Genomic DNA, 20,969 nt, shown 5'->3' with positions numbered 1-20,969 from the left:
CGGCCCGGCACCCGCCGGGGCGCGACATTCACTCGTCAGGGGGGTTGAGGGCCGTCCTCCGGAGACGCCGACGCCCCGGCGCGGCGGGAGCCGGCCGGGGCGTCGGTGACCGTCGGGTCAGACGAGGCTCGCGATCGCCTGGTTGAACGTCGCGGAGGGACGCATGACGGCCGCGGCCTTGGCCGGGTCGGGCTGGTAGTAGCCGCCGATGTCGGCCGGCTTGCCCTGGACCGCGATCAGCTCGTCCACGATCGTCCGCTCCTGCTCGGACAGCGTCTTGGCGAGCGGGGCGAACGCGGTGGCGAGCTCGGCGTCGGCGGTCTGCTGCGCCAGCTCCTGGGCCCAGTACAGGGACAGGTAGAAGTGGCTGCCGCGGTTGTCGATGCCACCGAGGCGGCGGGACGGCGACTTGTCCTCGTTGAGGAACGTGGCCGTGGCCCGGTCCAGCGTGTCGGCGAGGACCTGGGCGCGGGCGTTGCCCGTGGTCTGCGCGAGGTGCTCGAAGCTGACGGCGAGGGCCAGGAACTCGCCCAGGCTGTCCCAGCGCAGGTAGTCCTCCTTGACGAGCTGCTGCACGTGCTTGGGCGCGGAGCCGCCGGCGCCCGTCTCGAAGAGGCCGCCGCCGTTCATCAGCGGGACGACGGAGAGCATCTTCGCGCTGGTGCCGAGCTCCAGGATCGGGAAGAGGTCCGTCAGGTAGTCGCGGAGCACGTTGCCGGTGACGGAGATGGTGTCCTCGCCGCGGCGGATGCGCTCCAGGGAGAAGGCGGTGGCCTCCTGCGGGGTCATGATCTCGATCTGCAGACCCTCGGTGTCGTGCTCGGCGAGGTAGGTCTTCACCTTCTCGATGAGCTGCGCGTCGTGGGCGCGGTCCGCGTCGAGCCAGAAGACGGCCGGGTTGCCGGTCGCGCGGGCGCGGGTGACGGCCAGCTTGACCCAGTCCTGGACCGGCAGGTCCTTGGTCTGGCACATGCGGAAGATGTCGCCGGCGCCGACGGCCTGCTCCAGCACGGCGTTGCCGGCGGCGTCCACGACGCGGACGGTGCCGGTGGCGGGGATCTCGAAGGTCTTGTCGTGGCTGCCGTACTCCTCGGCCTTCTGCGCCATGAGGCCGACGTTGGGCACGGAGCCCATCGTGGCCGGGTCGAAGGCGCCGTTGGCGCGGCAGTCGTCGATGACGACCTGGTAGACACCGGCGTAGCTGCTGTCCGGCAGGACGGCGATGGTGTCGGCCTCGTTGCCGTCCGGGCCCCACATGTGGCCGGAGGTGCGGATCATGGCCGGCATGGAGGCGTCCACGATGACGTCGCTGGGGACGTGCAGGTTGGTGATGCCCTTGTCGGAGTCGACCATGGCGAGGGCGGGGCCCTCGGCGAGCTCCGCCTCGAAGGACTCCTTGATCTTCGCACCCTCGGGCAGGGCCTCCAGGCCCTTGAGGATGCCGCCCAGACCGTCGTTCGGGGTCAGGCCGGCCGCGGCGAGCGCGTCACCGTACGCGGCGAAGGTCTTCGGGAAGAACGCGCGTACGACGTGGCCGAAGATGATCGGGTCGGAGACCTTCATCATCGTGGCCTTGAGGTGCACGGAGAAGAGGACGCCCTCGGCCTTGGCGCGGGCGATCTGGGCGGTGATGAACTCGCGCAGGGCGGCGACGCGCATGACGGAGGCGTCGACGACCTCGCCCGCGAGGACCGGGACGGACTCGCGCAGGACGGTGGTGGTGCCGTCGTCGCCGGCGAGTTCGATGCGCAGGGTGCCGGGCTCGGCGATGACCGCGGACTTCTCGGTGGACCGGAAGTCGTCGACGCCCATGGTGGCGACGTTGGTCTTCGAGTCGGCGGTCCAGGCGCCCATGCGGTGCGGGTGGGTCTTGGCGTAGTTCTTGACCGACGCGGGGGCGCGGCGGTCGGAGTTGCCCTCGCGCAGGACCGGGTTGACGGCGCTGCCCTTGACCTTGTCGTAACGGGCGCGGACGTCCTTGTCCTCGTCGGTCTTCGGGTCGTCCGGGTAGTCCGGGAGCGCGTAGCCCTGGGCCTGGAGCTCGGCGATCGCGGCCTTCAGCTGCGGGATCGAGGCCGAGATGTTCGGCAGCTTGATGATGTTGGCGCCCGGCGTGGTGGCCAGCTCGCCGAGCTCGGCGAGAGCGTCGTCGATGCGCTGGTCCTCCCGGAGGCGCTCGGGGAAGCCGGCGATGATCCGGCCCGCCAGGGAGATGTCCCGGCTCTCGACGGTGACCCCGGCCTTGGAGGCGTACGCCTCGATCACGGGCAGGAACGAATACGTCGCCAGGGCCGGGGCCTCGTCGGTGTGTGTATAGATGATGGTCGAGTCAGTCACCCTGTGCTCCGCTCCACGTCTGCAACATTGCTTGACATCAAGATATCTCGTGAGCGGCGCGGGCTCGACAGGGCCCTGCCCCACACCGGCCGGAAGACGTCCTACGGCCGGCCGCCGGGCGGAACGCCCTCGCCCCTGGGCACCGGTCCGGGCGGGGTGCCGTCGCCGAAGGGGCGTCCGCCGAGCTGTTCGCGGTGGTGCGGGGTCAGCCAGCCGGAGAGGTCGGGGCCCGCGGGCACGATGCCGGTGGGGTTGATGCCGGTGTGCACCCGGTAGTAGTGCTGCTTGATGTGGTGGAAGTCGACCGTGTCCCCGAACCCGGGGGTCTGGTAGAGGTCTTTGGCGTACGCCCACAGCACCGGGTCCTCGGAGAGTTTCCGGCGGTTGCACTTGAAGTGGCCGTGGTAGACGGCGTCGAAGCGGACCAGGGTGGTGAAGAACCGGATGTCCGCCTCGGTGATCGTGTCGCCGACGAGGTAGCGCCGGTCCGCGAGCCGCTCGGACGTCTCCGCGAGGCGGCGGAACAGTGCCTCGTACGCCTCCTCGTAGGTGTCCTGGGTGTCCGCGAAGCCGGCCCGGTACACCCCGTTGTTGACGTCCCGGTAGATGCCCTCCATGACCGCGTCGATCTCCGCGCGCAGCGGCTCGGGGTAGAGGTCGGGCGCACCGGACCGGTGCAGGGCGGTCCACTCGGTGGCGAGGTCCAGGGTGATCTGCTGGTAGTCGTTGGTGACCAGCTTGCCGCTGGGTACGTCGACGATCGCCGGGACGCTGACGCCGCCCGGGTAGTCGCGCTCGCGGGCGTCGTACGCCTCGCTGAGGTAGCGGATGCCGAGCACCGGGTCGCGGCCGCCCGGGTCGAGCGTGAAGCGCCAGCTGCGGTCGTCCTGGAGCGGGTCGACGACGGCGAGCGAGAGGGCGTCCTCCAGGCCGAGCAGCCTGCGGGAGACCAGGGCGCGGCTGGCCCAGGGGCAGGCCCGGCTGGCGACCAGCCGGTAGCGGCCCGCCTCGACGGGCCAGCCGTCGCGGCCGTCGGCGGTGACGCGGTCCGCGAAGTGGCTGCGGGAGCGCTTGAAGGGCTTGTGTCCGTACGAGCTGTTGCCGTCGGTGCCGGCGGAGTCGTTCATCGCGTTCTCCTCAGGAGGCGGCTGCGGGAGGTGGGGAGTGCTGTGTACGGCGTCTGCCCCGTCGGCCGCCGCCCACGTCGGCGAGCGCGACGAGAAGGGCGCCGACGACGAACGCGACGGAGACGATGAGCCCGTGGTCGTACGCGTCGGACCAGCCGTCGCCGCCGACCTGGGCGAAGAACACCGCTCCGACGGCGGCGATTCCGATGGCGGAGCCGACGCGCTGTCCGGTCTGGAGGGTGCCGCCGGCGCTGCCCGCGGTGGCCACGGGCACCTCGGAGAGGGTCAGGGTCTGGTTGGGTGCGATGACCAGGCCGCTGCCGAGCCCCGCGAAGAGCAGCGGGGCGGCCATCGCCCAGCCGGCGCCGCGGCCGGGCACCAGGTGGACGGCGAGCGCGGTGGCCCCGAGGCCCACGGCCACGGCGGCCAGTCCGATGACCACGAGGGGCCGGCCGAAGCGCCCGACGAGCCTGCCGCCGGGACTGGCGGCGACGGCGGAGCCCAGCGCGAAGGGGGTGATCGCCAGACCGGCCTGGAGGGCGGTGTAGTGCAGCCCGCTCTGGAGGTAGAGCGTGGTGATGAAGAAGATCGAGGTGAATCCGGCGAAGTACAGCAGGATGAGCAGGCAGCCCAGCCAGTACGAGCGCACCTTGAAGAGCCGGAGGTCCACGACCGGCTGGGTGCCGCGCCGGCCGCACCGGGCCTCCCAGCCGACGAAGGCGACGAGCAGCGCCACGGCCAGGACGAGCAGCAGCCACTTCTCGTCGCCGGGCCACTGGCGGGACTGGACGAAGGGCAGCAGCAGGGCCAGGACCCCGGAGCCGAGCAGCAGCACACCGAGCGGGTCGAGGTCCCGCAGCCGGACCTGACCGGCGGACGGGGTGTCGGGCAGCAGGCGGCGGGCCAGCAGGAGGCAGACGAGGCCCAGCGGCAGATTGACGTAGAACACCCAGCGCCAGCCCTCGTCCGCTCCGGCCGCCTGGATGAGCAGGCCGCCGAGCAGCGGCCCGACGGCGGTGGAGATGCCGACCACCGTGCCGAACATGCCGAAGGCGCGACCGCGCTCCCGGCCCTGGAACATCTGCTGGATGAGGGCGGAGATCTGGGGCGAGACCATCCCGCCGGCCAGCCCCTGGACCAGGCGGGCGATCACCAGCCAGAGACTGGACTGGGCGGCGCCGCAGGCCGCCGAGGACAGCGTGAAGAGAGCGAGCCCCGCCATGAAGACCGCGCGCCGGCCGCGGGCGTCGCCGAGCCGCCCGGCCGGGATCAGGAACAGGCCGAAGGCCAGGGCGTAACCGGACAGGACCCATTGCAGGTCGGACTCCGGGGTGTGCAGCCCCGCCTTGATGGACGGGAGCGCGACGTTGACGATCGAGACGTCCAGGAGGGTCATGAACCCGGCGACCAGGCAGACGGCGAGCGCCCGCCACCGTCGCGGATCGGGCGTGTCGTGCCGGTCGGAATCCCGGTCCCCCGCGCTCTCTGCCATGGTTCGCACCCTAGGGGGCGCGCCCGGATTCCTCACCCCGGCTGGTCCACCCGGCCGTGCGGGGGCCGCGCGGCCGCGGGCCGGTTAGGGTACGGCGCATGCAGTCGTACACGATCGGGCAGGCGGCCCGGCTCCTGGGCGTCAGCCCCGATACCGCCCGGCGCTGGGCCGACGCGGGGCGCGTCGCGACCCACCGCGACGAGGGCGGCCGCCGCCTCATCGACGGCCGCGACCTGGCGGCGTTCTCCGTCGAGGTCGCACAGAACGGCGCGGGCGACGAGGACGTCTCGTACACCTCCGCGCGCAACGCGTTCGCGGGCATCGTCACCGCCGTCAAGCTGGGCGATGTGGCCGCGCAGGTCGAGATCCAGGCCGGGCCGCACCGGTTGGTGTCCCTGCTGACCAGGGAGGCCGTCGAGGAACTGGGCCTGGAGGTCGGTGTGCAGGCCACCGCCCGGGTGAAGTCGACCAGCGTGCACATCGACCGCGCCTGAGCGGTCAGCCCGTGCCCTTGCGGGCGGCGGCCAGGATCTTCACCACGGTGTGGAAGAAGCGGGTGGTCGCGTCGCGGCCCAGGACGCCTTCCTGGAAGCCCTTGGCGGCCGGGGCCTTGCCGTTGATCAGGTGCCAGACGACGAAGGCGTCGTGATCGGTGTGGCCGATGATCTCCATGTCCTTCTTGGGGGAAAGCATCGGCAGCGCCAGATCCGGGGCGATGCGCGCGGTCGTGAACACGACGCAGCAGCGGATGTCGTCGGTGACCGTCACGTCCTTGAACGGGTCGAGCGCGATCAGCGCCTCCAGCTCGGGAACCGTGCGCAGGCACACCGCGACGTCGTAGCCGAGGGCCCCGGCGAGATGACCGCCGATCCGGGCGGCGAGCGCGTCCCGGTCGGTCTCGTCGGACTCGAAGAACACGTTGCCGCTCTGGATGTAGCTGCGCACGGAGGCGAGACCCAGCTCCGTGAAGAGTCCGCGCAGGCGCTCCATCTTCACGGATCGGCCCGGCACGTTCAAACCCCGGAGAAGTGCGATGTACAGCAAGTCCGATCACCTGTTCATGCGGGAGGAACGCGGGGTGCGGCCGACGCCGACAGCGTAGCCCCGCCGCCTGCGCGGCGGCGCGCTCACCGCCGCGCACACTTGACGGCATGACGGCCAAGAAGACCACCCGCCGCAGCGCGGGGCTCCTGCTGTTCCGCACCGGTGCCGGGCGCGGCCTCGAAGTGCTCATCGGTCACATGGGCGGCCCGTTCTGGACGGGGCGCGAGGAGGCCGCGTGGTCGGTGCCCAAGGGTGAGTACGCCCCCGACGAGGAGCCGCGGGCGGCGGCGCGGCGGGAGTTCGAGGAGGAGTTCGGGCATCCGGCGCCGGACGGTCCGTGGGTGGCGCTGGGCGAGGCCCGCCAGCCCAGCGGGAAGACGGTCACCGTGTGGGCGCTGGAGGGCGATGCCGACCCGGCGACGGCGGTGCCCGGCACGTTCGCGATGGAGTGGCCGCGGAAGTCGGGGACGGTGCGCGAGTTCCCGGAGATGGACCGGTTCGCCTGGTGCACGCCCGGGGAGGCGGCGGAGCGGCTGGTGAAGGGGCAGCGGGTCTTCGTGGACCGGCTCCGCGAGCACCTGGCGGGCGGTGGCGCGACCAGCGCGGGTGGAGGCGGGTGACGGTGCGGCGGGACGCCGTCGTCCTCGTGTACGAGGAAGCCCGTGGGGCCCGTCCCGCCGTACGGGCGCGGCCGTTGTGCCGGCCGCGCCCGTACGGCGGGGTCCGCCCGGTCAGCTCTGCGGGAGGATGACCGCCCGGCCGTTGATCTTGCCGGCGTGCAGGCGTTCGTAGGCCAGCGGTGCCTCGTCCAGCGGGTACGTCTCGACGTGGACGTCCACCGCTCCCGCGTGGGCCAGGTCCAGCACCTCGGCCAGTTCGGACCGCGATCCCCAGTAGGGGGCGGTGACCGTCGTGTTGAACGGCAGGACGCCGAAGCCGACGGGCAGCGTTCCGCCGCCGATGCCGACGATGGTGACGTCCGAGTCGATGGCGGCCGCCGCGCCCGCCGTGGCGACGGTCGGCGGGGCGCCGACGAAGTCCAGGACGACCTGGGCGCCGATGCCGCCCGTCAGTTCACGGATGCGGGCGGCCGCGTGCTCGTCGGACAGGACGGTCTCGTGCGCCCCGACGGTGCGGGCGAGGGCGAGCTTGTCCTCGGTGACGTCGAGGGCGATCACCCGGGCCGACGTCAGGGCGCGCAGCAGCTGGATCGCCACGTGGCCGAGGCCGCCGGTGCCGATGACGACGGCGGTGGCCCCGGGCACCAGCTTCGGCAGGGAGCGCTTGATGGCGTGGTACGGGGTGAGGCCGGCGTCGGTGAGCGGCACGGTGCGTACGGGGTCGAGGTCGCCGATGGGCACGAGGTGGCGCGGGTCGTCCACGATCATGTACTCGGCCATGGCACCGGGCGAGCCCAGGCCGGGCGGGTTGATGCCGAGCTCGGCGGCGCGCAGGCAGTAGTTCTCCTTGCCCTCCGCGCACTTCACGCAGGTGCCGCAGCCCCAGGGGCCGTAGACGGCGACGGACTGGCCCGTCTCCAGGCCGGTGACGCCGTCGCCGAGCGCGGCGATCGTGCCGACGCCCTCGTGGCCGAGGGTGAGCGGCAGCGGGTACGGGAACTGGTCCGCGGTCCAGCTCATCACGGCGATGTCGGAATGGCAGACGCCGGCCGCCGTGACCTTCAGCAGCACCTGGCCCGGACCCGGCTCCGGGTCGGGCACGGTGACGACCTCGGGTGCGGCGCCGATCTCGCGGTACTGAACTGCCTTCATGGGGTCCTCCTCGACCTCTGTGGCTGTGACTCGTGTGCTGGCCCCCGAAACCCCCGAAGCCCCCTGTTTTCCTCGCTCCTCCGCGCCCCCGGGATCCCCCGCCGCGGTCAGGAGGCGGAGTAGCCGCCGTCCACCAGGTGGTAGCTGCCGTGGATGAACGAGGCCCGGTCCGAGAGCAGGAACGCGGCGAGCTCCGCGACCTCCTCGGACGTGCCCAGGCGGCCCGCCGGGTGCAGCGAGATCAGGTGGTCCCGGGCCGGGCCCTCCGTGTCCCGCAGCAGCGGGGTGTCGATGAAGCCCGGGCCCACGGCGTTGATCCGGACGTTCTGGGCGGCGTACTCCAGGGCGGCGGACTTGGTGAGGCCGACGACGCCGTGCTTGGCGGCCACGTACGCGGGCGAGCCGGCGAAGCCGTTGGTGCCCAGGATCGAGGACATGTTGACGATCGCGCCGCCGCCCGCGGCGACGATGGCGGGCAGCTCGTGGCGCATCGAGTAGAAGACGCCGCTGAGGTTGGTCGCGACGACCCGGTCCCAGTCCTCGACGGCGTACTCGCCGGTGGGGTTGCTGGGACCGCCGATGCCCGCGTTGTTGACGGCGAGGTGCAGGGCGCCGAAGGTGTCGACGGCGAACCGCACACCCGCCTCGACGGACGCGGGGTCGGTGACGTCCATGGCCACGGCGGCGGCCCGGCCGCCGGCGCTCTCCAGGGCGGCGGCAGCCTCGCGGGCGCTCGCCTCGTTGTAGTCGGCGACGACGACGGAGGCGCCCGCGCCGGCGAGCCGGTGGGCGAGGGCCAGGCCGATGCCGGAGGCCCCGCCGGTGACGAGGGCGGTGCGGCCGGCGAACTCCTGGTCGGTGGGGGTGGTGGTGCTCATGGGGTGCCGTTTCCTTCCGTGGCGGTGCGGGTGGTGCTGTGCGGTGTGCCGATGCCGGGCGGCGCGGGGCCGGTGAAGAGTTCGCCGGCCAGGGCGTCGAAGGCCCGGTCGACGAGCCGGGGCAGCTCGTCGGGGCGGTCCCCGCGCACCCAGGCGGCCTGGGCGGCGAGGAGGGCGCCGGCTCCGGCGGCGACCGTGACGGCGGGCCGCAGGTCGCTGAGGGGGTCGGTGCCGAGCCGGTCCGCGACGATGGCGACCGAGTCCGCCTGCGCGTCCACCCGGATGTGGTGGAAGGCCGCGTAGAGGGTCGGTTCGCGCTCGGCGAGGACCAGCAGCTCGTAGATGCGCGGGCGGCGGTGCCAGGCCGGGACCACGGGGTCCTGGAGCCAGTCCTGGACGGCCCGGCGGTACGCGGTGAGCGGGGGCTCGCCCGCCGGGCGGGCGCGCAGGGCGTCGTTGATCCGGTCGCCGTCGCCCCGGACCGAGTCCAGGACGGCGTCCTCCTTGCCGGCGAAGTACCGGCTGAAGGTGCGGCGGTCCAGGTCGGCGCGTTCGGCGATCTCCTCGACCGTGACCTCCCTGAGCCCCCGGTCGAGCACGAGCTCGAAGGCGGCCCCGGCCAGCGCGTCCCGGGTCCGGCGGGCCTTGCGGCCCCGCCTGTCCGGAATCTTCCGTTCCGCTTGCATGTGTGCCACCGTACACCCGAAAATGTCCCGGCGCGACAGAAGTCGCACCGGGACAGAAGGGTGGGGGTACGCCCGTCAGCGTCCACTGAACACCTCGGCGGCCCCTACCGCCTCGTGCCCCGCCGGAACGGGCCGGGCCGCCTCGGCGGAGGTGGCGCGGCGCAGGGCCAGCACGGCGACGTCGTCGCGCCGCACCCCGCCGGAGAACTCCTCCAGGTCGTGTTCGAGCGCGTCGAGCACTCCCTGGGGGCTCCGGCGCGCCCAGCGGCTCAGCCGGTGGTCGAGCGGGTAGAAGCGCCCGTCGGCGTCGCGGGCCTCGGTGACGCCGTCGGTGAACATCAGGAGCGTCGCGCCGGGCGGGAAGTCGAGCCGTTCCGCGGTGCGGCCCTCGTTGCTGAGCTCCGCCATGCCCAGCGGCACGGAGGTGTGGCGCAGGGGCACGGGGACGGCGACCCCGTCGTGCAGCAGCCGGGGCAGCAGATGGCCGCAGTTCACCGCGCGGACCCGGCCGTCGCCGTCGAAGCCGAGGACGAGCGCGGTCACGAAGCGTTCGGTGTCACCGGTCTGGGCGGCGAAGGCGTTCTGCCGGGTGACGGCGTCCTCCAGCCGGTCCACGACAGCGGTGAGGGAGGGTTCGCGGATGGCCGCCTCGCGGAACGCGCCGAGGACGGCGAAGCCCACACCGATGGCGGGGAGCCCCTTGCCCTGGACGTCGCCGATGATCACCCGGGTGCCGTACGGCGACTGGACGACCTCGTAGATGTCCCCACCGACCAGGCGGTCCTCCTCGATCGGCGTGTAGGTGCCGTGGGCGGTGATCTGGTCGGTCGGGATGGGCAGGGGGCGCAGGATCTGCCGCTGGAGGGCGACGGCGGCGGAACGCAGCCGGGCGATCTCGGTGGCGTGCCTGACGCGCAGGGCGCAGGCGGCGACGCTGAGCAGGCAGGCGAAGAGGGTGAAGACGATGCTGCTGATCACGTCCCACGTGGTCCCGCCGGTCGCCGCACGCGTGACGACGGCCGCCCCGGTGACCCAGGCGCCGGCGACGGCGGTCTGACCGACCGTCCCGAAGACCGAGACGAGGGCCGGCGCGACCACGAGGAGCGGCACCAGCCGCAGGTCGTTGCCGGCGAGGACGTCGAGGCTGACGATCACGGCGGTCAGCAGGGCCAGGCCACCGGACAGCGCCCCGTTCCCGATGCGTGGAGCGCGCGCTGCCGCCTCTCCCGCCTCGGTGCCGGGGAGCGCCGCACGGGGCGCCGGCCGGCTCAGGAGTCCGAAGGTCACGGCCCTCTCCTTCCGGGATCGGCCGGCACCCCGCGTGCCGGCGTTCCCTTCCATTCGACCCCGCGGAGGGAAGGGGCACACGAGGCTTACGGCCCGACGGGCCCGGCCGAAGGTCCCTGAACGCGTCCGAGGCCGGTGCCGCCCGGCCCCGGAGGCACCCGTCGGATCAGCGCGCGGCCGTCACGCCGGCGGGGTGGCCGGGCGCCGGCACCTCCGGCCCGGGCGGGACGACGGCGGCCAGGAACTCGACCCGCCGGCGGAGCTCGAAGCCGAGCGCCTCGTAGAGCCGGACGGCGCCGGTGTTGGCGGCGGCCGCGTGCAGGAACGGGGTCTCGCCGCGCCGGCGGATCTCGTGGGCGACGGCGCGCACGAGTCCGCCGCCGAGTCCCTGGCCGCGGACCGACGCGTCGGTGCAGACGGCGCTGATCTCGCTCCAGCCCGGCGGGCGCATGCGTTCGCCGGCCATGGCGACCAGCACCCCGTCCCGGCGCACCCCCAGGTAGGTGCCGAGCTCCACGGTCCGGGACTCGAAGGGGCCGGGCCGGGTGCGGGCGACGAGGTCGAGCATCTCCGGTACGTCGGCGGGGCCCAGCCGGACCGCTTCGGGGAGGGGCGCCGCGGCCACGCCCGCGTCGACCAGCTGGACGCCGTCGGCGTGGAAGGTGATCTCCCAGTCGGCGGGCGGGGGCTCCCGGAACGCGGTGATGGTGACGCCTCCGCCCGGTCCGGTGAGCGCCGCCACGTCGGCCCAGTCGGCGGGCCCGGGGTCCGGCGGGAGCGCGACCCAGGGGGCGACCTCGGAGGCGTAGCGCAGCACGCGGCCCCGGCGTTGGGCGAAGCGGGCGTGGGTGCCGCGCAGGGCGGCACCCACCGGGTCGTCCAGGGGGTGGCCCGGGTCCGGGTGCGGACTCACGCGGTCACCTCGATCACGGTCTTGCCCAGGGCGTGGCCGTCCTCCACCGCGCGCAGCGCCTCGGCGGCGCGATCGAGGGGCAGGATCCGGGTCACGTGGGTGCGCAGGGCCCCCTCGACGGTCAGCCGCGCCACTTCGTCGAGGACGGCGGCGGTACGGGCCCGGCGGACGGGTTCTCCGCCGAGCTCGGCCACCAGGGGCCTGCCGCCGGCGCTGATGAGCGCGGCCGGGTCGACCAGGCCGGCCGCCTCCCGCAGGGTGTCGCCGCCGACCAGGTCGAAGACGGCGTCCACGCCCTCGGGGGCGGCTTCGCGCACCCGGTCGGCGAGACCGGCGCCCGACGGGACGTGCTCGGCGCCCAGGGACTCCACGAATTCCTTCTTGGCCTCGCCCGCGACGCCGAGGACCCGGAGGCCCGCGTGGCGCGCGAGCTGGACGGCGGCGCTGCCCACGCCGCCGCCGGCCCCGGTGACCAGGAGCGTGGCACCGGGTGCGAGGTCCAGCTGGCGCAGCCCGTCGTACGCGGTGGCGGCGGCGACGGGCAGGACCGCCGCGTCGGTGAAGGACAGGGCGGCCGGCTTGCGGGCGGTGACCGCGACGGGCATGAGCGTGTACTCGGCGTACCCGCCGGTCAGGGGGGAGCCGAACACCTCGTCGCCGGGTGCGAAACCCTCCACCCCGGGGCCGGTCTCCACGACGGTGCCGGCGGCCTCGCTGCCGAAGACGGCCGGGAACGGCGGCGGCTCGCTGCCCGGCCTCGTCCAGCCGGTGCGCAGCTTCCAGTCGACCGGGTTGACGCCTGCCGCGCGGACGGCGACGAGCAGTTCACCGGGACCGGGTTTCGGCCGTTCCAGTTCGGTGAGGACCTCCACCTCCGGTCCGCCGTTGCGGGTGAACACGTACGCCTTCGGCATGAGCTCCTACTCCCCTGTTCCGTGCGACGGCGCCCCGCTGACGGACGCCACAGGTGCGGCAAGGACGAGTGGCGCGCGGGTATTCCCGTACCGTCGATTTCGACTCAATCAGCGCCGGGTACCAGCCGGTGGGCCCCTGCGGCGTGCCGTCCTGTGGCACGCTGATGGCGGCCGTCCCACCGGGCTCCCCCGTACCGGTGGGGCGGTCCTCGCCCGTCGCGCGGCCGTGGCCCCGCCCGGTCAGTCGCGGCCCCTCTCGGGGGCCCGGCCCGCGTAGTAGGTGGCGATCATGTCCTCTTCGCCGTGTCCGGCGGCCTCGGCGCGCTCGAAGCGGGCGGCCGACGCGGCGGCCAGGTCCAGCCGGACACCGGCCTGTGCGGCCGCGTCGAGGATGAGGCGGGTGTCCTTGAGGGCGGTGGACAGGGCGAAGCTCGGGGTCAGGTCCCCGTCCAGGACGGCGGCGGACTTGGCGTGGAGGTAGCCCGAGTCGAGCGGTCCGCCCTCGACCAGGCCGAGGAACGCACGCGGGTCGACGCCGAGCCCCTCGGCGAGGTTCAGGCACTCCGCGACGCCGCCCACCATGTTGACCACCCAGGCGTTGACCACGAGCTTCAGCCGGGAGGCCGCCCCCGGTTCCTCCCCGGCCCACACCGTGCGCTGCCCGATCGCGTCCAGCACCGGTCCGACCACCGCACGGGCGGCCTCGGGGCCGGAGACGAGGACGGTCAGCGCACCCTGCTCGGCGGGCTGCCGGGTCCCGACGACCGGGGCGTCGAGGTGGATCAGGCCGAGGTCGGCGGCGCGCTGGGCCAGTTCGACGGCGCCGTCCGGGCCGACCGTGGAGGTCTGGAGCAGCACCTGGCCCCGGTGCAGGCCCTCGGAGGCGGCGGCGAGGGCGGCGGCGACGGCGGTCGTGTCGGTGAGCGCGGTGAGCACGACGTGGGCGCCGCGCACGGCCTCCTCCGCCGTGCCGGTGACGGTGGCGCCGTCGGCGGCGAGCGGGGCGGCCTTGGCCTGCGTGCGGTTCCAGGCCCGGACGTCCAGACCGGCGCGGAGCAGGCTGCGGGCCATGGCCGCGCCCATGATCCCGGTGCCGAGTACGGCGACGACGGGCCGCTGCGGTGCGGCGGGGACTGCTGAGGTCATGGGGTTCCCTTCGTCGGCCGCTCCCCGGGGGGCGCGGCGGCTTCGGCTTCTCAGGGCTGCCGCAGCGCGCCTTCCAGCACGGCGGCGTGTACGGCTCTGGCGAGTCGCGCGCCCCAGCGGGAGCGCGGCCCGGCGAACGGTTCGGCGGCGCCGGCCCCGGGACCCGGTTCGGGGGCGGCGAGGCAGACGGCGTCCGTGGGGGTGCCGGAGCAGTCGAGCCCGGCGTCCAGGAGCGCCTGCACCTTGGCCTCCGTGGCGGTGGCCACGGCGTTGACCAGGGCGGCGTCGGACAGCGGCACCGGGAACGTCACCACGATGTTCACGGTGCCGGGGCGCGGCGGTCCGCCGGTGCCCTCGTCCGGCACGGCGGCCCAGCCGCGCACGCCCAGACCGCAGGTGGCGGTGGCGTGCACGTCCTCGTCGTCGGCCGTGGTGTACGCGGTGACGTCCGCGGCGGTCATGAGGCCGGCGCCCGGGCCGGTGAGGCGTGCGGCGGCGGCGATCTCGGCGAGGTGGCGGTCCGGGTCCATGCGGGGGTAGCCGCCGGGCACCTGCGCGTTGAGGATCCACTCGCGCGGGCCGATGCCGCCGCCCAGGACCGCGCTGCTGCACACCCGCCAGCCGGGGCCCAGCCGCCACGCGAGGTGGTGCAGCTCAGCGCCGTCCTCGCGTCGGGCGAGCAGTTCGCCGCGTTGCGCGGGGAGCCGGATGCGTACGGAACGGATGGGCACCCCCGGGTGGCGCGGCGGGACGTCGGTCGTCGGTCGGCGTGGACCCGTTGATCATATGTGCCGGGGCGGGGGCGTCCGGGAGGTGCCCCGCTCCCCGGCAGCGGTGCGCATCACCGGGCCGTTCACCCGGATGGCGTAATGGGCACGAGAGCCGCGCACCCGCGTGACACGGGCGCTGCGCCGGTCCGCGGCGGATGCCGCTCGCCGCTCCCGGTGGCCGGGCGGTTGCAGCGTCCATCCGGGTGAGGCGCGATGGAATCCGGACGCGCCTTCTCTGCTGGACCCACCCACAGGACGCGCCCGGGCGAGGAGGATTCGGATATGGGAGCCGCTGACGGTTTCACGGATTCCGGAGAGCTCGACGGCCTGACGGTGTACGACACCGAGGGCGAGAAGATCGGCAACGTGGGCCGCGTGTATGTCGACGACAGCACCGGCCGCCCGGACTGGATCACGGTGAAGACCGGCCTGTTCGGCATGAAGGAGAGTTTCGTGCCTCTCGCCGGAGCCCGTCGAGTGGGCTCCGACCTGCACATCTCCCACGACAAGAACCAGGTCAAGGAAGCCCCTCGGGTGGACGCGGACGCGCATCTGTCCGTGTCCGAGGAGGAGGAGCTGTACCGCCACTACGGCCTCACCCGGAACACCCGGGGCAAACTGGGCGACGGTTCCGGGACCGGCTCACCGACCACCGCGGGAACCGGCACCATGGGCGCGGCCGGCACCGGTGCCGCGGCCGGAGCGGGCGCCGGGGCCATGGGCGCGGCAGGCGCCGCCGGCAAGGACCGGAGCCAGGCAGCGGGCACCGGCAGGCACCGGGACACCGACACGGGTACCGCGGCGGGCCGTCCGCTGGCCGGAGCCGGCGCGGGTGCCCAGCGGTCCGGGGCCGACCTGGGCGGCAAGGAGGAGATGATCCGCTCCGAGGAGCAGCTGCACATCGGCACCGAGGAGTACGAGAGCGGCAGGGCCCGCCTCCACAAGTACGTCGTCACCGAGAACGTCACGCGCAGCGTGCCGGTCTCGCACGAGGAGGTACGGGTGGTCCGTGAGCCGCTGCAGCCGGGCGACAGGACGGCCGCGCGCAAGGGCGATCTGACGGAGCAGGACGTGGAGGTCACCCTGCACGCGGAACGCGCCACGACGCGCAAGGAGACCGTCCCGGTCGAGCGTGTCCGGTTGGAAACCGAGAGGGTGACGAATCAGGAGGAGGTCTCCGCCGAACTGCGCAAGGAGCAGATCGACTACGCGGACGGCACCACCAAGGGCGGCAAGGACATGGGCGGCAGGGACACCGGAGGCGACCTCGGCCGGGGACGCCACCGCTGACCCCTCGCCGGCATGCCGGCCGTAGCGCACGACAGGCGAAGGGCGGGCCCGCCCGACGGGCCCGCCCTCTCGTGTGCCCGGGACCGTCAGGGCAGGAAGCGCACCGAGGGCCGCCCCCGCGGGCCGTCCGGCGTCACGACCGACCTCACCCGGTAGACGTCCTCGATCAGCTCCTCGGTGACGACCTGGGCAGGGGTCCCCGCCGCGACCGCCCGTCCGCCGCTGAGCACCACGATCCGGTCGCAGAACATGGCGGCCAGATTGAGGTCGTGGAGGGCGACGACGGCGGTCAGCGGCAGCGAGGCGACCAGGGAGAGCAGTTCCAGCTGGTGCTGGATGTCCAGGTGGTTGGTCGGTTCGTCCAGCAGGAGTTCGCGCGGTCGCTGGGCGAGCGCGCGGGCGATCTGGACGCGCTGGCGCTCCCCGCCTGAGAGCGTGTGCCAGGACTGGTCGCGCCGGCCGGTGAGCCCGGTGCGTTCGAGCGCCTCGTCCACCGCCGCCGCGTCCGCGTCCGTCGGCCCCGACCAGGCACGCCGGTGCGGGATGCGGCCCAGGCGTACGACGTCCAGGACGCTCAGCTCGTCCTGGGTGACGGCGTGCTGGTCGACGACCGCGACGCGCCGGGCCACGGCGCGGCGGCCGACGGCCGTGAGGGGGGTGCCGTCCAGCGTGACGACGCCCGCGTGCGGGGCGAGGACTCCGGCGAGGATGCGCAGCAGCGTGGACTTGCCGGAGCCGTTCGGACCGATCAGGCCCACCGTCGTGCCCGGTTCCGGGGCCAGCGTCACGCCGTCCAGCAGGAGGCGGCCGCCGGCCTCGCGGCTGACTCCGCCGGCCCGCAGGCCCTCCGCCGTCCCGGTCACGCGGGCCGCCTGGTGCGGTAGAGGACGGTGACGAAGGCGGGCACGCCGATGAGGGCGGTGACGACGCCCACCGGGACCTCCTGCGGGTCGAGGACGGTCCGGGCGAGCGTGTCGACCCAGACCAGGAAGACGGCGCCGGCGAGCGCGGTGACGGGCAGCAGTCTGCGGTGGCCCGAGCCGGTGAGGGCGCGGGCGGCGTGCGGCAGGACCAGCCCGACGAAGCCGATGGCCCCGGCCGAGCTGACGAGCGCGGCGGTCAGCAGCGCGGTCGTGCAGAGCAGGACGGTGCGGACGCGTGCGACGTTCACGCCGAGGGCGGCGGCCGCGTCCTGCCCGAAGGCGAAGGCGTCGAGCGTACGGGCGTGACCGAGGCAGACCAGCAGGCTGACGGCGAGGACGGCGGAGCAGATCCACACATCGGTCCAGCCGACCCCGCCGAGCGAGCCGAGCAGCCAGAACAGCACGCCCCGGGTCTGCTCGGCGTCGGCGGCCGTCATGACGACGAACGAGGTCAGCGCCGAGAACAGCTGCATCGCGGCGACCCCGGACAGCACGACCCGGTCGGTGGAGCCGCCCAGGGTGTGGCTGAGCAGCAACACCAGCGCGAACGAGCAGAGCGCCCCGATGAACGCCCCGGCCGGCAGCGACACCGCGCCCCCGCCGACACCGAGCACGACGACCAGGACCGCTCCGGTGGACGCGCCGGAGGAGACGCCGAGGACGAACGGATCGGCGAGCGGGTTGCGCAGCAGGGACTGCATGACGGTCCCGCAGACCGCGAGGCCCGCCCCGCAGACGGCGGCGAGCAGGGTGCGCGGCATGCGCAGGTTCCAGATGATGCCGTCGCGGATCGGGCTGAGCCGGGCCTCGCCGACGCCGAGGTGGGCGGCGACGGCCGACCACACGTCCACGACGGAGATCCGGGCCGGTCCGATGGTGACGGCGACCGCGACGGACAGGACGAGCAGCAGGAGGCCGCCGGTCCACAGGAGGCCGCCGCGCAGGCGGCGCGGGCGGGGGCGGTCGGGCACGGTGGTCTCCGGCGCCGTGTCGCGCGGGGCGGTGAGCCGGTCGGTGGCCGTCACCCCGCGAGCCCGGACGCGCGCAGCCCGGCGGCCACCAGCTCCACACCCTCGACCGTGCGGATGGTCGGGTTCATGGCCTGGCCGCTGAGCAGGACGTAGCGCTTGTGGCGTACGGCGTCCATCGTTTTCGTGACGGGGTTGGACTCCAGGAAGGCGATCTTCCCGGCGGCGCTCTCGGCGGTCTGCGACTTGCGGGTGAGGTCGCCGATGACCAGCAGGTCCGGGTTGCGGTCGGCCACGGTCTCCCAGTTGATCTGGGGCCATTCCTCGTGCGTGTCGTCGAAGACGTTCTTCAGGCCGAGTTCCCGGGTGATGATGCCCGGCGCCCCGCAGCAGCCCGCCAGGTAGGGGGACTCGGAGTTGGCGAACCAGTACAGGACGGAGGTGCCGGATCCGTCGACCCCGTCGGCGGCCTCGCGGATCCGGGCGCGGAGCCCCGCGACCAGCTTCTCGCCGCGCTCGGGAACGCCGAACACCCGGGACAGGTCGCGTACTTCGTCGTAGACGCTGTCCATGGTGAGGGCGCCGGTGCGGACGCCGTCGCCGTCCTTGGTGTTGTCCTTGGCCGTGCAGTCGGCGGGCGAGACGTAGGTGGGGACGCCCAGTTCCTCGAACTGCTCGCGCGGGGCGACGCCGCCCTTGGCGAGGGTCGACTCGAAGTCGGCGGCGACGAAGTCGGGCTCCTGGTCGAGGACCTTCTCGGAGGAGGGCCGGTTGTCGGCGATCCGCTTCACGCCCTCGTTGGCCTTCTCCAGGCCCTTCATCACCGGGTCGGTCCAGGTGGCGGTGGCGGCCATCCGGTCCTGGAGGCCGAGCGAGAGCAGGATCTCCGTCGTGCCCTGGTCGACCGAGACAGCGCGCCGGGGCGCGGCGTCCACGGTGACGGTGCGCCCGCAGTTCCTGAGCACGACCGGATAGCCGTCCGCCGCGCCGGACGCCTCGGCCTTCCCGGAGGGGGACCCCCCGCAGGCCGTCAGCGGCAGGAGCATGGCGGTGAGCAGGGCGGCGGAGCGGGCGGGGCCGGATATCGGCGGCACGGGGTACCTCGGCGTCTCTGGGCCCATGCGCGGGGCCCGCTGTACGGGACCCGCCGCCCGGTCCCGGACGGCGGTCGCCAGCAGGTCTTCGGACTCGGGTTCGCTCGGACGGGACGCCTTCCCGGGAGACGGTGTCTCCCAGTGGCCGTGGCCCCGCCCGTCCCCCTCACCGCTGCGCGTCAGCTCCGGATTCGCACCGGATTCCCTGACTCCCACATGGAGTTCGACTGGCTCCGGGGACGCTACCACGGGCGTCCCGCGCGGTTCGGCGCCGCCCCCGGGGCTCAGGGGCGCCGCAGGGCCACCACCGCGTTGTGCCCGCCGAAGCCGAAGGAGTGGCTGACGGCCCGGTGGACGGGCCGCACCAGCGGCACCTTGGTGACGCAGTCGATGTCGAACCCGGGCGCGGGGGCGTCCAGGTTCGCGACCGGCGGCACGATCCCGCGCTGGAGGGTGAGGATCGTCAGCCCCGCCTCGATCGCCCCGGCCGCGCCCATGCAGTGCCCGAGCACGCCCTTGGGGGCGGTGACGGGCGGCCGGTGCGGGTACACCCGGCTGATCAGCGCGGCCTCGGCGGCGTCGTTGCGTACGGTCGCGGTGCCGTGGGCGTTGACGTGCTCCACCTCGTCGGCCCGCCAGCCCGCGTCCCGCAGCGCGGCCTCGACGGCGGCCCGGGCGACCCGCCCGTCGGGGTGCGGGCTGGTGGGGTGGTGGGCGTCCGTGGTGGCGCCGGTGCCGGCGAGCAGGGCCCGGGGTTCGGCGCCCCTGGCCTCCGCGTCGGCGGCGCGCTCCAGCACCATGACGGCGGCACCCTCGCCCATGACGAGTCCGGCGCGGTCGGCGGCGAAGGGCCGGCTGAGCCGGGACAGGTCGCCGTCCGCGCGGGCGGCGGCCCCGGACCGGGCGAAGCCGGTCATGGCGATCGGGAAGACGGTCGACTCGGTCGCCCCCGCGACGGCCACGTCGCACTGCCCGGTCACCAGCAGGTCGCGGGCGACGGACAGCGCGGTGACGCCCGACGAACAGGCGGTGCAGGGGGCCATGCTGGGGCCGGTGGCCCGCATGTCGATGGCGATCTCGGCGGCGGGCATGTTGGGGATGGTCAGCAGGACCCCGGCCGGCGAGGTCGCCTCCGGCCCCCTCCGCTCGAGGACCAGCGCCTGGTCGGTGAGGTGCGCGGAGCCTCCGCTGCTGGTGCCGACGACGACCGCGACCCGGCTGCCGTCCCAGCCGGCCGGGTCGAGCCCGGCGTCGGCGACGGCCTCCCGGGCGGCCAGGACCGCGAACTTGACGTACCGGCCCATCCGGAAGGCCGTGCGGCGGCCGATCTCGGCGTCCAGGTCGATGCCGTCGACCACGCAGGCGAAGTCGATCGCGCACCCGGCGAGCGCGGGGACGGTGCGGGCCGGGCTCACCGCGGCGCACACCCCGTCCCAGGTGGATTCGGTGTCGTTGCCGACCGGGGTGATCATGCCGAGACCGGTGACGGCGATGGCCGGTGTCCTCATCGGGCGACGCCCGCCGCCGTGTGAAGGTGCTCCGTGAGCTCGGCGAGGGTGGTCCCCCGGGTCAGGACGCCGGTGTCCAGCTCGACCCCGGTGGTCTCCCGGAGGACGACGGCGAACTCGGCGGCCGCGAGGGAGTCCATGTCCAGGCTGTCCATCGTGGATTCCGGAAGGATCTCGGCCACGGGCACCCTGAAGGTACGGCTGAGTACGTCGGTGATGCGGGGGTGGATCGTGCTCATGGTCTTCCTTTCCTCGTGCTCACCCGCGTGGGGTGTCCTGCGCCGGCGCGCACGGCCCCGACGCCGGAACAACTGAACAGCGCCGCTCCGGTTACGCCTTGCGGCGAACCGATTCGCCAACGCCCGCCCCGGACGCCCCGGACCACCGCGCGAACAGGGCGACGGTCGTCCAGTAGGCGAGGAGGACGGCCCCCGCCCCGAGCCCCGGCAGGGCTCGCGCCGCACGGCGTGCCCGCGTGCCCCTCATCGCCCCGCCTCCGCGTGCCAGTGGGCCTCCGGATCGTCGTACGCGTCCGCGTACCCGGCACCCGTGATCGGCCAGTCAGCGAGCATCTCGGCGGGGAAGGCGAAGGAGTCGGCGAGTTCCGGGAGGTGGGGGGCCACCGCCTCGATGAGCCGTTCGGTGTGGTCCGGCAGCGCCTCCGCCTGAGCGGTGCTCAGATACCCGGCCGCGAGGAGGTCCCCGCTGTCGCGCGCGACCCGGCCCAGGGCGAAGAGCCGGGCCAGCTCGCCGAGCCGGTCCCGGTCCGCCCCGGGGGGCAGCGCCTCGACCGCCTCCGCGTACGCCTCGGCCGCCTGCC

The 20,969-nt window shown here is 74.1% G+C and carries 21 protein-coding genes and 1 riboswitch; of the genes, 3 read left to right on the top strand and 18 right to left on the bottom strand.

The features are described 5' to 3' along the window. Positions 1-117: 117 nt before the first annotated feature. From G3I41_RS34995 to G3I41_RS34985, 3 genes are all read right to left on the bottom strand, one after another. The gene (locus G3I41_RS34995) at positions 118-2,337 is read right to left on the bottom strand and encodes an NADP-dependent isocitrate dehydrogenase (protein ID WP_164404543.1); all 2,220 of its coding nucleotides are present in this window, start codon (positions 2,335-2,337) and stop codon (positions 118-120) included. 101 nt (positions 2,338-2,438) lie between these two features. Further along, complete coding sequence (locus G3I41_RS34990; protein ID WP_164404542.1) at positions 2,439-3,464, bottom strand: glutathione S-transferase C-terminal domain-containing protein; 1,026 nt, start codon at positions 3,462-3,464, stop codon at positions 2,439-2,441. Positions 3,465-3,474: 10 nt separating this feature from the next. Next, positions 3,475-4,956 carry an MFS transporter gene (locus G3I41_RS34985; protein ID WP_164404541.1) on the bottom strand — a complete coding sequence of 494 codons (1,482 nt, stop codon included), beginning with the start codon at positions 4,954-4,956 and terminating at the stop codon, positions 3,475-3,477. A 98-nt stretch (positions 4,957-5,054) separates the two neighbouring features. Here G3I41_RS34985 and G3I41_RS34980 point away from each other — a divergent pair, with 98 nt between their 5' ends. Beyond that, a complete protein-coding gene (locus G3I41_RS34980; RefSeq protein ID WP_164404540.1) occupies positions 5,055-5,450 on the top strand; it encodes a helix-turn-helix transcriptional regulator in 396 nt (131 codons plus the stop codon). Positions 5,451-5,454: 4 nt separating this feature from the next. Here G3I41_RS34980 and G3I41_RS34975 read toward each other — a convergent pair whose 3' ends face one another. Further along, entirely contained in the window at positions 5,455-6,000 is a 546-nt protein-coding gene (locus G3I41_RS34975) for a DUF1697 domain-containing protein (RefSeq protein ID WP_164404539.1), read from the bottom strand. Between the two features lie 107 nt (positions 6,001-6,107). Between G3I41_RS34975 and G3I41_RS34970 the strand changes: the two genes are divergently transcribed. Next, complete coding sequence (locus tag G3I41_RS34970) at positions 6,108-6,620, top strand: NUDIX domain-containing protein (protein WP_164404538.1); 513 nt, start codon at positions 6,108-6,110, stop codon at positions 6,618-6,620. A gap of 111 nt (positions 6,621-6,731) precedes the next feature. On the opposite strand, the gene G3I41_RS34965 is transcribed toward G3I41_RS34970, so the two are convergent. The 8 genes from G3I41_RS34965 to G3I41_RS34930 all read right to left on the bottom strand — a co-directional run bounded on the left by G3I41_RS34965 (position 6,732) and on the right by G3I41_RS34930 (position 14,327). Next, on the bottom strand, positions 6,732-7,772 hold the full coding sequence (locus G3I41_RS34965) for an NAD(P)-dependent alcohol dehydrogenase (protein ID WP_164404537.1): 1,041 nt from the start codon (positions 7,770-7,772) through the stop codon (positions 6,732-6,734). A gap of 107 nt (positions 7,773-7,879) precedes the next feature. Continuing rightward, the gene (locus G3I41_RS34960; protein WP_164404536.1) at positions 7,880-8,650 is read right to left on the bottom strand and encodes an SDR family NAD(P)-dependent oxidoreductase; all 771 of its coding nucleotides are present in this window, start codon (positions 8,648-8,650) and stop codon (positions 7,880-7,882) included. After that, the gene (locus G3I41_RS34955; protein ID WP_164404535.1) at positions 8,647-9,336 is read right to left on the bottom strand and encodes a TetR family transcriptional regulator; all 690 of its coding nucleotides are present in this window, start codon (positions 9,334-9,336) and stop codon (positions 8,647-8,649) included. The genes G3I41_RS34960 and G3I41_RS34955 overlap by 4 nt, the downstream gene beginning before the upstream one ends. Before the next feature lie 75 nt (positions 9,337-9,411). Next, the gene (locus tag G3I41_RS34950; protein ID WP_164404534.1) at positions 9,412-10,623 is read right to left on the bottom strand and encodes a PP2C family protein-serine/threonine phosphatase; all 1,212 of its coding nucleotides are present in this window, start codon (positions 10,621-10,623) and stop codon (positions 9,412-9,414) included. A 166-nt stretch (positions 10,624-10,789) separates the two neighbouring features. Then, positions 10,790-11,536, bottom strand: coding sequence for a GNAT family N-acetyltransferase (locus G3I41_RS34945; protein ID WP_164404533.1), 747 nt, complete (start codon positions 11,534-11,536; stop codon positions 10,790-10,792). After that, positions 11,533-12,450, bottom strand: coding sequence for an NADP-dependent oxidoreductase (locus G3I41_RS34940; RefSeq protein ID WP_164404532.1), 918 nt, complete (start codon positions 12,448-12,450; stop codon positions 11,533-11,535). The genes G3I41_RS34945 and G3I41_RS34940 overlap by 4 nt, the downstream gene beginning before the upstream one ends. A 240-nt stretch (positions 12,451-12,690) precedes the next feature. After that, positions 12,691-13,596 (bottom strand): NAD(P)-dependent oxidoreductase, encoded by a 906-nt coding sequence (locus G3I41_RS34935; RefSeq protein ID WP_164404531.1) that lies wholly within the window; start codon positions 13,594-13,596, stop codon positions 12,691-12,693. A gap of 50 nt (positions 13,597-13,646) precedes the next feature. Beyond that, complete coding sequence (locus G3I41_RS34930) at positions 13,647-14,327, bottom strand: adenosylcobinamide amidohydrolase (RefSeq protein ID WP_343242284.1); 681 nt, start codon at positions 14,325-14,327, stop codon at positions 13,647-13,649. Between the two features lie 321 nt (positions 14,328-14,648). On the opposite strand from G3I41_RS34930, the gene G3I41_RS34925 reads away from it, so the two are divergent. Continuing rightward, positions 14,649-15,656 (top strand): PRC and DUF2382 domain-containing protein, encoded by a 1,008-nt coding sequence (locus G3I41_RS34925; protein ID WP_164404530.1) that lies wholly within the window; start codon positions 14,649-14,651, stop codon positions 15,654-15,656. A gap of 86 nt (positions 15,657-15,742) precedes the next feature. Here G3I41_RS34925 and G3I41_RS34920 read toward each other — a convergent pair whose 3' ends face one another. The 6 genes from G3I41_RS34920 to G3I41_RS34895 all read right to left on the bottom strand — a co-directional run. Further along, positions 15,743-16,519 carry an ABC transporter ATP-binding protein gene (locus tag G3I41_RS34920; RefSeq protein ID WP_164404529.1) on the bottom strand — a complete coding sequence of 259 codons (777 nt, stop codon included), beginning with the start codon at positions 16,517-16,519 and terminating at the stop codon, positions 15,743-15,745. Then, the gene (locus G3I41_RS34915; protein ID WP_343242286.1) at positions 16,516-17,550 is read right to left on the bottom strand and encodes an iron chelate uptake ABC transporter family permease subunit; all 1,035 of its coding nucleotides are present in this window, start codon (positions 17,548-17,550) and stop codon (positions 16,516-16,518) included. Before G3I41_RS34915 ends, G3I41_RS34920 begins: the two co-directional genes overlap by 4 nt. Before the next feature lie 50 nt (positions 17,551-17,600). Then, entirely contained in the window at positions 17,601-18,641 is a 1,041-nt protein-coding gene (locus G3I41_RS34910) for an ABC transporter substrate-binding protein (protein WP_164404527.1), read from the bottom strand. Positions 18,642-18,702: 61 nt separating this feature from the next. Next, a riboswitch (cobalamin riboswitch) is annotated at positions 18,703-18,888 on the bottom strand. Positions 18,889-18,925: 37 nt separating this feature from the next. Beyond that, positions 18,926-20,149, bottom strand: coding sequence for a beta-ketoacyl-[acyl-carrier-protein] synthase family protein (locus G3I41_RS34905; RefSeq protein ID WP_164404526.1), 1,224 nt, complete (start codon positions 20,147-20,149; stop codon positions 18,926-18,928). Next, on the bottom strand, positions 20,146-20,388 hold the full coding sequence (locus tag G3I41_RS34900) for an acyl carrier protein (protein ID WP_164404525.1): 243 nt from the start codon (positions 20,386-20,388) through the stop codon (positions 20,146-20,148). The genes G3I41_RS34905 and G3I41_RS34900 overlap by 4 nt, the downstream gene beginning before the upstream one ends. A 243-nt stretch (positions 20,389-20,631) precedes the next feature. After that, the coding region (locus G3I41_RS34895) for an acyl-CoA dehydrogenase (RefSeq protein WP_275408476.1) at positions 20,632-20,969 on the bottom strand (338 nt) is incomplete at its 5' end.

Source organism: Streptomyces sp. SID9727, from assembly GCF_010550605.1.
In the GTDB taxonomy this organism is placed as follows: Bacteria; Actinomycetota; Actinomycetes; order Streptomycetales; family Streptomycetaceae; genus Streptomyces.
Note: the sequence above shows the minus strand (reverse complement) of the source record. Positions and strands in the feature narration are given on the sequence as shown.

Coding starts and splice junctions, on each gene's coding strand:
- G3I41_RS34925 (WP_164404530.1), top strand. CDS start 14,649: ATGGGAGCCGCTGACGGTTTCACGGATTCCGGAGAGCTCGACGGCCTG.
- G3I41_RS34990 (WP_164404542.1), bottom strand. CDS start 3,464: ATGAACGACTCCGCCGGCACCGACGGCAACAGCTCGTACGGACACAAG.
- G3I41_RS34940 (WP_164404532.1), bottom strand. CDS start 12,450: ATGCCGAAGGCGTACGTGTTCACCCGCAACGGCGGACCGGAGGTGGAG.
- G3I41_RS34965 (WP_164404537.1), bottom strand. CDS start 7,772: ATGAAGGCAGTTCAGTACCGCGAGATCGGCGCCGCACCCGAGGTCGTC.
- G3I41_RS34955 (WP_164404535.1), bottom strand. CDS start 9,336: ATGCAAGCGGAACGGAAGATTCCGGACAGGCGGGGCCGCAAGGCCCGC.
- G3I41_RS34985 (WP_164404541.1), bottom strand. CDS start 4,956: ATGGCAGAGAGCGCGGGGGACCGGGATTCCGACCGGCACGACACGCCC.
- G3I41_RS34960 (WP_164404536.1), bottom strand. CDS start 8,650: ATGAGCACCACCACCCCCACCGACCAGGAGTTCGCCGGCCGCACCGCC.
- G3I41_RS34905 (WP_164404526.1), bottom strand. CDS start 20,149: ATGAGGACACCGGCCATCGCCGTCACCGGTCTCGGCATGATCACCCCG.
- G3I41_RS34980 (WP_164404540.1), top strand. CDS start 5,055: ATGCAGTCGTACACGATCGGGCAGGCGGCCCGGCTCCTGGGCGTCAGC.
- G3I41_RS34900 (WP_164404525.1), bottom strand. CDS start 20,388: ATGAGCACGATCCACCCCCGCATCACCGACGTACTCAGCCGTACCTTC.
- G3I41_RS34935 (WP_164404531.1), bottom strand. CDS start 13,596: ATGACCTCAGCAGTCCCCGCCGCACCGCAGCGGCCCGTCGTCGCCGTA.
- G3I41_RS34970 (WP_164404538.1), top strand. CDS start 6,108: ATGACGGCCAAGAAGACCACCCGCCGCAGCGCGGGGCTCCTGCTGTTC.